This window comes from Coprococcus sp. RTP21204st1_G4_RTP21204_210225 (assembly GCF_040915385.1).
Taxonomy (GTDB): domain Bacteria; phylum Bacillota; class Clostridia; order Lachnospirales; family Lachnospiraceae; genus Allocoprococcus; species Allocoprococcus comes.
Map to the genome: position 1 here is coordinate 108,954 of NZ_JBCPDP010000004.1, position 11,755 is coordinate 120,708.

At 44.1% G+C, this 11,755-nt stretch carries 13 protein-coding genes; 12 read left to right on the forward strand and 1 reads right to left on the reverse strand.

Annotated features, from left to right (window positions below):
* Window positions 1–10 precede the first annotated feature (10 nt).
* Genes prmA through thiI form a run of 4 tightly spaced genes read left to right on the forward strand, consistent with a single transcriptional unit; the run spans window position 11 to window position 4,138 of the window.
* Window positions 11–973, forward strand: a complete 963-nt coding sequence (prmA, locus tag AB5213_RS05085; RefSeq protein ID WP_368276396.1) for a 50S ribosomal protein L11 methyltransferase — start codon at window positions 11–13, stop codon at window positions 971–973.
* 19 nt (window positions 974–992) lie between these two features.
* On the forward strand, window positions 993–1,730 hold the full coding sequence (locus AB5213_RS05090; protein WP_055246891.1) for a 16S rRNA (uracil(1498)-N(3))-methyltransferase: 738 nt from the start codon (window positions 993–995) through the stop codon (window positions 1,728–1,730).
* Window positions 1,731–1,789: 59 nt separating this feature from the next.
* A complete protein-coding gene (locus AB5213_RS05095) occupies window positions 1,790–2,947 on the forward strand; it encodes a cysteine desulfurase family protein (RefSeq protein ID WP_008374989.1) in 1,158 nt (385 codons plus the stop codon).
* A 9-nt stretch (window positions 2,948–2,956) separates the two neighbouring features.
* Window positions 2,957–4,138, forward strand: coding sequence for a tRNA uracil 4-sulfurtransferase ThiI (gene thiI, locus AB5213_RS05100; protein ID WP_055155635.1), 1,182 nt, complete (start codon window positions 2,957–2,959; stop codon window positions 4,136–4,138).
* Window positions 4,139–4,230: 92 nt separating this feature from the next.
* Here the strand turns inward: thiI and AB5213_RS05105 are convergent, their stop codons facing one another.
* A complete protein-coding gene (locus tag AB5213_RS05105; RefSeq protein WP_008374994.1) occupies window positions 4,231–4,464 on the reverse strand; it encodes an HPr family phosphocarrier protein in 234 nt (77 codons plus the stop codon).
* Window positions 4,465–4,598: 134 nt separating this feature from the next.
* Between AB5213_RS05105 and mtaB the strand changes: the two genes are divergently transcribed.
* The 8 genes from mtaB (at window position 4,599) to AB5213_RS05145 (ending at window position 11,745) form a co-directional block, all read left to right on the forward strand.
* Window positions 4,599–5,924, forward strand: coding sequence for a tRNA (N(6)-L-threonylcarbamoyladenosine(37)-C(2))-methylthiotransferase MtaB (gene mtaB / locus AB5213_RS05110; protein ID WP_368276397.1), 1,326 nt, complete (start codon window positions 4,599–4,601; stop codon window positions 5,922–5,924).
* Between the two features lie 51 nt (window positions 5,925–5,975).
* The gene (locus tag AB5213_RS05115; RefSeq protein WP_008374998.1) at window positions 5,976–6,233 is read left to right on the forward strand and encodes an IreB family regulatory phosphoprotein; all 258 of its coding nucleotides are present in this window, start codon (window positions 5,976–5,978) and stop codon (window positions 6,231–6,233) included.
* A gap of 12 nt (window positions 6,234–6,245) precedes the next feature.
* The gene (gene ruvX, locus AB5213_RS05120) at window positions 6,246–6,674 is read left to right on the forward strand and encodes a Holliday junction resolvase RuvX (RefSeq protein ID WP_044999233.1); all 429 of its coding nucleotides are present in this window, start codon (window positions 6,246–6,248) and stop codon (window positions 6,672–6,674) included.
* 39 nt (window positions 6,675–6,713) lie between these two features.
* The gene (locus AB5213_RS05125) at window positions 6,714–6,980 is read left to right on the forward strand and encodes a DUF1292 domain-containing protein (RefSeq protein ID WP_055246887.1); all 267 of its coding nucleotides are present in this window, start codon (window positions 6,714–6,716) and stop codon (window positions 6,978–6,980) included.
* 122 nt (window positions 6,981–7,102) lie between these two features.
* Window positions 7,103–8,767, forward strand: a complete 1,665-nt coding sequence (locus tag AB5213_RS05130; RefSeq protein ID WP_022220372.1) for a ribonuclease J — start codon at window positions 7,103–7,105, stop codon at window positions 8,765–8,767.
* Between the two features lie 154 nt (window positions 8,768–8,921).
* Window positions 8,922–9,569: an O-methyltransferase gene (locus AB5213_RS05135; protein WP_368276398.1), complete on the forward strand. Its 648-nt coding sequence runs from the start codon at window positions 8,922–8,924 to the stop codon at window positions 9,567–9,569.
* 36 nt (window positions 9,570–9,605) lie between these two features.
* The gene (locus AB5213_RS05140) at window positions 9,606–10,841 is read left to right on the forward strand and encodes a U32 family peptidase (protein ID WP_008375008.1); all 1,236 of its coding nucleotides are present in this window, start codon (window positions 9,606–9,608) and stop codon (window positions 10,839–10,841) included.
* A complete protein-coding gene (locus AB5213_RS05145) occupies window positions 10,834–11,745 on the forward strand; it encodes a lysostaphin resistance A-like protein (RefSeq protein WP_368276399.1) in 912 nt (303 codons plus the stop codon). The genes AB5213_RS05140 and AB5213_RS05145 overlap by 8 nt, the downstream gene beginning before the upstream one ends.
* The last annotated feature ends 10 nt before the right edge of the window (window positions 11,746–11,755 follow it).

An 11,755-nucleotide genomic window follows, 5' to 3' on the forward strand; every position in this document is an offset into this window, starting at 1 on the left:
GAGAACCAATATGAAGTGGAATAAATTCAGATTAAAGACAACAACCGAGGCAGAAGACATTGTCAGTAGTATGCTGATGGACCTTGGTGTACAGGGAATCGAGATTGAGGATAAGATTCCGATGACACAGGCGGAAAAAGAGCAGATGTTTGTTGATATCCTTCCGGAGACAGGAATCAATGACGGTATCGCATATATCAGTTTCTATCTGGAAGAAGATGAAGATAAAGAAAGTCTTCTGGAAGCTGTGAAAAATGAACTGGAAGATATGCGTGCCTATGTGGAAGTAGGTGAAGGAACGATAGAAGAATCCCAGACAGAGGATGTGGACTGGGTCAATAACTGGAAAAAATATTTTCACCAGTTCTATGTGGATGATATCCTGATCATTCCGTCCTGGGAAGAAGTAAAGCCGGAAGATGAAGGCAAGATGATCGTGCATATCGATCCGGTAACTGCATTCGGAACGGGAATGCATGAGACCACACAGCTCTGCATCCGTCAGCTCCGCAAATATGTGACAGAGGACACCAGAATTCTGGATGTAGGATGCGGAAGTGGAATTCTTGGAATGCTGGCGCTGATGTTCGGTGCAAAGTATTCTGTAGGAACAGACCTGGATCCGTGTGCGATTGATGCAACCTATGAAAATATGGAAGTCAACGGTATTTCAAAGGATAAATACGAAGTAATGATCGGAAATATCATTGATGATAAAGCGGTCCAGGATAAAGTTGGTTATGGATGCTATGATATCGTTGTGGCGAATATTCTTGCAGACGTACTGGTGCCACTGACACCGGTGATCGTGAACCAGTTAAAAGATGGTGGTATCTACGTGACAAGTGGTATCATCGAAGACAAGGAGGAGACAGTAAAAGCAGCGGTAGAGGCAGCAGGTCTCACGGTCCTGGAGGTTCATCATCAGGGAGAATGGGTATCTGTAACAGCGAGAAAAGAAACGAAAGCGTAGGCAGAGAGGATCAGAAAAGATGCATCATTTTTTTGTAACACCACAGCAGATCTCCGGAGATAAGATCCGGATTGAAGGCGGAGATGTTAATCATATGAAGAATGTGCTCCGGATGAAGCTGCATGAAAAGGCTGAAATCAGTGACGGAGAAAGCAGAACCTATCTGTGCGAGGTGGAAGCCTATGAAGAAGATGTGGCGGTTCTGCATATTCTGGAAGAAATGGAAGCGGACACAGAACCGGCGTCAAAGCTGTATCTTTTCCAGGGGCTTCCTAAAAGCGACAAGATGGAGCTGATCGTGCAAAAAGCGGTGGAGCTTGGCGTGTATCAGGTGATTCCTGTAGCAATGAAGCGTTCTGTTGTTCGTTTGGATGATAAGAAAGCAGCGAAAAAAGCAGACCGTTGGAATTCCATCGCAGAAAGTGCGGCAAAGCAGGCCGGAAGAAGCCGGATCCCGGAAGTTACCATGCCGCTTTCTTATAAAGAAGCACTGAAAATGGCAGAAGAGCTTGATGTGACGTTGCTTCCGTATGAACTTGCAGGTGGTATGAAAGTGACAAGAGAAGTGATCCGTCAGATTAAAAGTGGACAGTCTGTTGGGATTTTTATTGGACCAGAGGGTGGATTTGAACCGGAAGAAGTTGATGCAGCAGTCAGTATGGGGGCGAAGGTCATCACCCTGGGCAGGCGGATCCTGCGGACAGAGACAGCCGGACTTGCAACGCTTGCTGTACTGATGTTTGAACTGGAACAGTAGACCGGCAGGCAAAGAACTGCATAAGATAAAGAGAAGAAGTGTTTGGGAGACAAAGAAAAATGGAAGTTTATCTGGATAATTCAGCAACAACGAGAGCCTATGAGTGTGTTCGGGATATAGTTGGAAAAGTGATGTGTGAGGATTACGGCAATCCATCCTCCATGCATAAAAAAGGTGTGGATGCAGAAGCGTATGTCCGTGAGGCGAAGGAGACACTTGCAAAGATTCTGAAGGTGCAGGAAAAGGAACTTTATTTCACATCCGGTGGAACAGAAAGTGACAACCTTGCATTGATCGGAGGTGCACGTGCCAATCACCGTGCCGGCAAGCATCTGATCACCAGTTCAATTGAACATCCGGCAATTCTCAATACCATGCGTTACCTGGAAGAGGAGGAGGGTTATCGTGTGACCTATCTTCCGGTTGATGAGTATGGACGGATCCGCCTGGATGCGTTAAAGGAAGCGCTCTGTGACGAGACGATCCTGGTATCGGTCATGTATGTGAATAACGAAGTGGGATCGGTTCAGCCGATTGCAGAAGCATCTGCGATCGTAAAGGCATATAATAAAAATATCCTGTTCCATGTGGATGCAGTACAGGGATTTGGAAAATATAAGATTTACCCGAAAAAGATGGGAATCGATATGCTTTCTGTAAGCGGACATAAGATCCATGGACCGAAGGGAATCGGTTTTATCTATATCAATGAAAAAGCAAAAGTAAAACCGATCATTTTCGGAGGCGAGCAGCAGAAAAACATGCGTTCCGGAACAGAAAATGTACCGGGGATTGCAGGAATCGGGCTGGCAGCAAAGACGATTTACACAGACCTGGATGAAAAGGTGGCACATATGCGTGCCTTGAAACAGCACTTTATCGAAGGGGTACAGAAAATCGATCATACTGTGATCCACGGACTTTATGATGAAACAAGTGCACCACATATCATCAGTGTGGGATTTGCAGGAATCCGGAGTGAGGTTCTTCTTCATACACTGGAAGAGAAGGGAATTTATGTATCATCCGGTTCGGCATGTGCATCCAACCATCCGGCGATCAGCGGAGTGCTAAAGGGAATCGGAGCCGGAAAAGAATATCTGGACGCAACGCTCAGATTCAGTATGTCAGAATTTACTACAGAAGAAGAAATTGACTATACGCTGGAAACATTATATAATTGTGTACCGATGCTTAGAAAGTACACACGCCATTAGGAGGAAAGAATGAAGTTTCAGACTTATTTGATAAAATATGGAGAAATCGGAATCAAAGGAAAGAACCGTTATATGTTCGAGGATGCACTGGTAAGACAGATCAGGCATTCGTTAAAAGACCTGGATGGATTATTCCATACTTATAAAGCACAGGGAAGAGTTTATGTGGACTGTGACGGAGATTATGACGGAGATGAAGTGGTAGAAGCTCTGAAAAGAGTATTCGGAATTGTAGGGATCTGTCCGGTTGTCCGCGTAGAGGATAAAGGATTTGAAGAACTGAAAAAAGATGTGATCGCATACATGGATGAGGTTTATCCGGATAAGAATATCACATTTAAGGTAGAGTCCCGTCGTGCAAAGAAAACCTATCCGAAGAAATCAATGGAGATCAATTATGACCTCGGAGAAGCTATTCTGTATGCATTCCCGGAAATCCGGGTAGATGTACACCACCCGGATGTACTGCTTCATGTAGAGGTAAGAGAAGAGATTTATATTTATTCCGAGATCATTCCGGGACCTGGCGGTATGCCGATCGGGACCAATGGAACCGCGATGCTTCTGCTTTCCGGTGGAATCGACAGTCCGGTTGCAGGTTATATGATCTCCAAACGTGGCGTCGGACTGGAGGCAACCTATTTCCATGCACCGCCGTACACCAGCGAGAGGGCCAAACAGAAGGTAGTGGATCTTGCAAAGCAGGTTTCCAAATATACAGGACCGATCAAGCTGCATGTAGTCAACTTTACCGATATCCAGCTTTATATCTATGAAAAATGCCCACATGATGAATTGACGATCATCATGCGCCGTTATATGATGCGGATTGCAGAGCATTTTGCAAAAGAAGACGGATGCCTGGGACTTATTACCGGTGAAAGTATCGGACAGGTGGCAAGCCAGACCATGCAGAGCCTGATGGCAACCAACGATGTATGTACATTGCCGGTATATCGGCCGCTGATCGGATTTGACAAGCAGGAGATCGTAGATATTTCAGAGAAGATCGGAACCTATGAGACTTCCATTCTTCCATACGAAGACTGTTGTACGATCTTTGTGGCAAAACATCCGGTAACAAAACCGAATGTAGAAGTGATCCGCAAATCAGAAGAAAACTTAAGTGAAAAGATTGATGAACTGTTTGCAGAAGCAGTGAATACTGTGGAGACGATCATCGTAAAATAATAAAAGAAAAAGGGGAGCTTTTTCAGGCTCTCCTCAAAAAAGGAAGGGACGCAGTACAGAAAATGTACTGCGTCCTGATACTTCACATTCTATTATACTAAGTATGGTTTCAGAAGTTCGATGATGTTATCAGCATCCTGGTTCTCAGCATGGATGTTCAGATCGATCGGTTTAGAAAGATCAAGACTAAAGATACCCATGATAGATTTTGCATCAATCACATATCTTCCGGATACCAGGTCAAAATCGTAATCGTATTTTGTGATTTCGTTTACGAATGATTTTACTTTGTCGATAGAATTTAAAGAAATTTGTACGGTTTTCATTGAAAACACACCTCCTTGATTTCATTTTCTATAGTTATATTAAAAGTTATACATAAAAAAGTCAAGGAACAAAACGCCGAAGAATGAATGAAATTTTCGTTAAATGTTATAAATATTGAAAGTAGGATGAATTTATGAAAAAAGCAGCATTACACAACCTGGGCTGTAAGGTAAATGCTTATGAAACAGAAGCGATGCAGGAACTGCTGGAAAAGAACGGATATGAGATCGTACCGTTTCATGATCTGGCAGATGTCTATGTGATCAATACCTGCTCGGTGACGAATATGGCAGACCGCAAGTCCAGACAGATGATCCATCGTGCCCGAAAACAGAATCCTGATGCAGTGATCGTAGCGGCCGGCTGTTATGTGCAGGCGCAGGCGGATATGGGTGAGCTGGATGAGAATATAGATATTGTAATCGGGAATAATAAAAAAAAGGATCTGATCCGCCTTCTGGAAGAATATTTTAAAGAAGACATTCCGGAACAGATGCAGGAGGTCATTGACATTAACCATACCTTCGAGTATGAGAGCCTCCATCTTTCCCGGACAGCAGAGCATACAAGGGCATATCTGAAAGTACAGGATGGCTGCAACCAGTTCTGTACCTACTGCATCATTCCTTATGCGAGAGGACGTGTGCGCAGCAGGAAAAAGGAAGATGTAGTGGAAGAGGTGCGTACACTTGCGAAACATGGGTATCAGGAAGTGGTGCTTACCGGAATCCATCTCAGTTCTTACGGATTGGAATGGAAAGATGAAAATGGAAAGCAGACAGAAGGACTCCTGGATCTGATCCGCGCGGTACATGGAGTTGAAGGGATCAAAAGGATCCGTCTGGGTTCTCTGGAACCGCGTATCGTGACGGAAGAATTTGCAAAAGAACTGGCTTGCCTGCCGAAGATATGTCCGCATTTTCACCTGTCTCTGCAGAGCGGATGTGATGCAACCCTGAAACGGATGAACCGCAGATATGATGTGGCAGAATATCGGGAAAAATGTGAGCTTCTCCGGAAGTATTTTGAAAATCCGGCACTGACAACCGATGTGATCGTAGGATTCCCGCAGGAATCAGAGGAAGAATTTGAAGCCTCCCGGGACTTTGTAGACAGCATCAATTTTTATGAGACTCATATATTTAAGTATTCAAAGCGCCAGGGAACGAAGGCTGCGAAGATGGACGGGCAGATCCCGGAACATGAAAAAACGCGAAGAAGCAATATCATGCTGGAACTGAACCGCAAAAAAATGCAGCGCTATGAAGAAGGATGGCTTGGAAAAAAGGTGGAAGTTCTATTTGAAGAGATAACAGAGCGTGATGGAAAAAATTATGTCACAGGGCACACCAAGGAATATCTGCGGATTGGGGTTCCATGCGAACCGGAACAGGCAGACCGGTGGACCAATCAGTTAAAAGAGATAGAACTTACTTCACTTTCACAAATTATGCATTGAATTTTTGTATAGATTATATTAAAATGAATATGAAGTATTGGAGGTCGTAAGATGAAAGATATAACGAATACACAATTTTTTCAGGTAGAGACAGGACCACAGATCCAGGCAAAAGATATTCTGGAAATTGTATATAATGCTCTGGTGGAAAAAGGATATAATCCGGTGAATCAGATTGTAGGATACATTATGTCCGGTGATCCTACATACATTACCAGCTATAACGGAGCAAGAAGCCTTGTGATGAAGGTTGAGCGGGATGAGATAGTAGAAGAATTATTAAAAGCTTATATCAGACATGAACTGTAGGTTGAAGATATGATGCGGATAATGGGACTTGATTATGGTACGAAGACCGTAGGTGTTGCTGTAAGTGATCCTCTGGGGATTACGGCACAGGCAGTGGAGACAGTTACGAGGAAGGACGAGAACAAGCTTCGGAAGACACTGGCAAGGATTGAGAGTCTTGCAACCGAATATGGAGTAGAGAAGTTTGTGATCGGTTTTCCGAAACATATGAATAATGATATCGGAGAACGGGCAGAGAAGGCACTGGAATTTGGAGAGATGCTGAAGCGGCGTACCGGCATTGAGATCGTGATGTGGGATGAGCGCCTTACAACGGTGGAAGCGGAACGGACACTTATGGAATCCGGCGTAAGACGGGAGAACCGCAAGCAGTATGTGGATCAAATCGCGGCTGTATTTATATTGCAGGGATATCTGGACTCTCTGGGTATGCAAAAGTAACAGGCTTTGGAATACAATCAGACGATAAGGGGAAAGTATATGAAGAATGAAAAATTAACGTTTACATGCGGAGAAGGCGGCGAAGCAGAAGAATTTTTTGTTGTGGAGCAGACCAGACTGAATGGAGTGACTTACCTTCTGGTTGCAGATTCAGAAGAGGATGATGCAGAGTGCCTGATCTTGAAGGATACAAGTACGCCGGAAGAGAAGGACAGCGTTTATGAGATGGTAGAAGAGGAAGTAGAGCTTAATGCCGTACTCAAGGTGTTCGAAGAGCTTCTGGAGGATGTGGAGATTGAAGTGTAGACGGAACTGTCAAAAGAATATTTCTGACAGATAAGAACGGGGTTCGCACACAGAGGCGGACTCCGAATTTTACGATAATTAAATGTACGGATGAGATACATAAAATATATGGAGGTGTGAGATTGAAGAAAAAAAGCAACTCAAAACTTAAGATCATTCCGCTTGGAGGTCTTGAAAAGATCGGAATGAATATCACTGCCTTTGAATATGAAGACAGTATTATTGTAGTAGATTGCGGATTGTCGTTCCCGGAAGATGATATGCTCGGAATCGATCTTGTAATCCCGGATATCAGTTACCTTAAGAGCAATGCGGATAAGGTGAAGGGTTTTGTGATCACACATGGACATGAGGATCACATTGGAGCGCTTCCTTATGTGCTTAAAGAGATTAATCTGCCGATTTATACAACAAAGCTGACTATGGGAATTATCGAGAAAAAGCTCACAGAGCACAATCTTCTCCGCTCAACTAAAAGAAAAGTAGTGCGCCATGGACAGTCGATCAATCTTGGAAAATTCAGAATTGAATTTATCAAGACGAACCACAGTATCCAGGATGCATCGGCACTGGCAATCTATTCGCCGGCAGGTATTGTTGTGCATACCGGAGACTTTAAGGTAGATTATACACCGGTATTTGGTGATGCGATTGATCTGCAGCGTTTTGCAGAAATTGGCAAGAAAGGGGTACTGGCATTGATGTCAGACAGTACCAATGCGGAGAGACCTGGTTTTACACAGTCAGAAAGGACAGTGGGAGCTACATTTGACCGGCTTTTTGCCGAACACTCCAATACAAGAATTATTGTAGCAACCTTCGCTTCGAATGTAGACCGTGTACAGCAGATCATCAATACGTCTTACAAGTATGGACGTAAAGTAGTTGTAGAAGGCCGCAGTATGGTAAATATCATTTCGGTTGCATCAGAGCTTGGCTATTTGAATGTGCCGGAGAATACGCTGATCGAGACAGATCAGTTGAAAAACTATCCAAGAGAGAAGACAACGATTATCACAACCGGAAGCCAGGGAGAATCTATGGCGGCTCTGTCACGTATGGCAGCAGATATCCATAAGAAGATCTCGATCATGCCGGGTGACACAATCATTTTAAGCTCTAATCCGATCCCGGGTAATGAAAAAGCGGTATCGAATATCATCAATGAACTCTCTGAAAAGGGAGCGAATGTTATTTTCCAGGATACGCACGTATCCGGACATGCGTGCCAGGAAGAGCTGAAGCTGATCTATTCACTGGTAAAACCAAAATATGCAATTCCGGTTCACGGAGAATACCGTCATCTGAAAGCGAACGCAGGTATTGCCAAATCTCTTGGGATTCCGAAGGACAACATTTTCATCCTCAAGTCAGGCGATGTACTCGCACTGGATGATGAAAGTGCAGAAGTTTTAGATAAGGTACACACAGGAGAAATCCTGGTAGATGGACTCGGTGTTGGTGATGTCGGTAATATTGTACTGCGTGATCGTCAGCATCTGGCAGAAGACGGAATCCTGATTGTTGTTCTGACACTGGAAAAGCGTACCAACCAGCTTCTTGCCGGACCTGATATCGTATCCCGTGGATTTGTTTATGTACGTGAATCTGAAAGCCTGATGGAAGAGGCACGGAAGGTTGTTACGGAAGCGGTTGAAAAATGTCTGATGAGCCGTCATGCTGACTGGAGCAAGATTAAGCTTGTGATCCGCGACACAATGAATGACTTTATCTGGAAAAGAACCAAGAGAAAACCAATGATCCTTCCGATCATTATGGATGTATAATATAAAGATGCCTGTGGCATTTTTATGAAAATAAGCAGATGCGAAGATATCTGCATAAAGAAGCGCAGTCAGAGTTGAAAAGAAAATAAACTTTGTCTGCGCTTCTATGATAAATGTATAGGATAAGAATTCCCTTGGAAGAAAAGAGGAAGATATGATAGTAGAAGAACGACTGACGACTTACCTCCATTCTCTGGAAAGCGCGGACATTCCCGTTCTCGATGAGATCGGACAGGAAGCCCTTGCGGACATGGTTCCGATCATCCGCAAAGAGACAAAAAGTTTTCTGAAAGTAATGCTGGAGATCAAACGTCCGGTAAAGATTCTTGAAATTGGGACAGCAGTTGGATTTTCGGCAATTCTGATGGGAAAATATTCTCCGGAGGAATGTCGCATTACAACAATCGAAAATTACGAAAAAAGGATTCCAATTGCCAGAGCCAATTTTGCCAGGGCAGGTATGGAACAGAAAATTACGTTGCTTGAAGGCGATGCACTGGAGATCATGAAAGGCATGCCGGATGATGCAGGATTTGATTTTGTGTTTATGGATGCCGCAAAGGGACAATATCCGGCATATTTAGAACAGGTGATGCGTTTCCTTGTGCCGGGAGGAATCCTGATCACGGATAATGTGTTGCAGGACGGAGATATTATTGAGTCACGGTTTGCGGTGGAAAGAAGAGACCGCACGATCCATAGCCGGATGAGGGAGTATCTGTATACTCTGAAACATCATCCTGAGCTTGAGACGTCTATTCTTCCGCTGGGAGATGGAGTGGCACTGAGCGTGCGAAAATAAAAACAGGAGATAACAGTAACAGAAAGGAAAAAAATAATGGCAAGACATCCTGAATTATTGATACCGGCAAGCAGCCTGGAAGTGTTGAAGACTGCAGTCGTATTTGGAGCAGATGCAGTTTATATTGGAGGAGAAGCATTTGGACTTCGTGCAAAGGCAAAGAACTTTTCCAAAGAAGATATGATGGAAGGAATCCGGTTTGCACATGAGCATGATGTAAAAGTATATGTAACTGCAAATATTCTGGCACATAACTACGATCTGGAAGGCGTGCGGGAATATTTTAAAGAGTTAAAGGAAATAAAACCGGATGCATTGATCATTGCTGATCCGGGTGTATTTGAGATCGCAAAAGAAGTATGTCCGGAAATTGAAAGACATGTGAGTACACAGGCCAATAATACAAATTATGCAACTTATATGTTCTGGTACAGACAAGGGGCGAGCAGAGTTGTATCTGCAAGAGAACTTTCCATGCGTGAGATCAAAGAAATCCGTGCACATATCCCAGATGATCTGGAGATTGAGACATTCGTACACGGTGCAATGTGTATTTCTTATTCCGGAAGATGTCTGCTCAGTAATTTCTTTACAGGCAGGGATGCAAACCATGGCGCATGCACTCATCCGTGCCGCTGGAAATATTCTGTTGTGGAAGAAACCCGTCCGGGAGAATATATGCCGGTTTATGAAAATGAGAGAGGAACGTATATTTTCAATTCAAAAGACCTCTGCATGATCGAACATATTCCGGAGCTTATCGATGCGGGGATTGACAGCTTCAAGATCGAAGGAAGAATGAAAACGGCTCTGTATGTGGCAACTGTAGCGAGAACATACCGGAAAGCAATTGATGATTATCAGAAAGATCCGGAGCTTTACAGGAAGAATATGCCGTGGTATCTGGACCAGATCTCGAATTGTACCTATCGGCAGTTTACAACTGGATTTTTCTTTGGAAAACCATCGGAAGAGGCACAGATTTATGACAGCAACACCTATATCCGGGAGTACACATATCTTGGAATCACAGAAGAGATTAAAGACGGTATGGTGAAGATCGAACAGAGAAATAAATTTTCGGTGGGCGAGACGATTGAGATCATGAAACCGAACGGAGATAACGTGGAGGTTCAGGTAAAACGGATCGTAAATGAAGAAGGAGAAGAACAGGAGAGTGCACCACATCCGAAGCAGGTACTGTATGTAGAACTTTCCGGTAGGGCTGACAAGTACGATATTCTCAGAAGAAAAGAGGAAGCAGATGAATAAAAAAACGTGGAAGCCATATGCGGCGATCGTACTGATCCTTCTGTACGGCGTGGATATATTCTGGCTTTCCGGATTTTGTGTCTATTATTTTGGTGAGTGGGGAATTCCAATGTATGAGGGTCTTCTTGCGGTGCTGGCACTTGGAATAGTAGTGCTTTTCAGGGAAGACGTAAAGCGTGCATTTCCATTTCACAGACCGACGATCGCAAAGACTGTCGGAACATTGCTGATGTGGATCGGAACCCTTCTGATCACGATGATTCCGACATCGATCCTGCTTTATGTATTTCCGGAGCAGATGAGTGGGGCTACAGAAAGTGTGAGTGAATTATCCGGTGGACTGCCGTTTGGGCTTGCATTTCTTCTGATCTGTGTCACGCCGGCGATTTTTGAGGAAATAGCATTCAGAGGCGGGCTTTTCAGCTGTTTTCGTGGCTTTAGGAGTCCATGGCCGGCAATTCTGATCAGTGCAGCAGTGTTCGGTGCATTTCACGGAAGCTTCTGGCGGTTTGTGCCGACAGCGATGCTTGGAATCGCCATGGGATATCTGCTTGCCGAGACGGATAACATGTTTTATAACATGTTCTTCCATCTAATCAATAATGCGTTACCGACATTGCTTTTACAGCTTACTTCCAGTGTGACTTCAGAGCAGATGGAAAGTGCAGAAGCTATGGCATCGACAGGCATTTTGCTTGTGACGGTGGCGGTGTATTTTATTTATGCTTCGGCAGGACCGTTTTTGATTTATGCGGGGAATTACCTGATCCATAAAGGACAGCCGGGATACGACAGGGGACTTCTGCCAAGAGAGAAAAAGAAAACTCTGCTGGGGCTTGTGCTTGTAAGTAGCGTCTTTCTGGGACTTGGCATTCTGCTTTTTGGTATAGGAATGTTTGAGTAGAGTGTCCTGT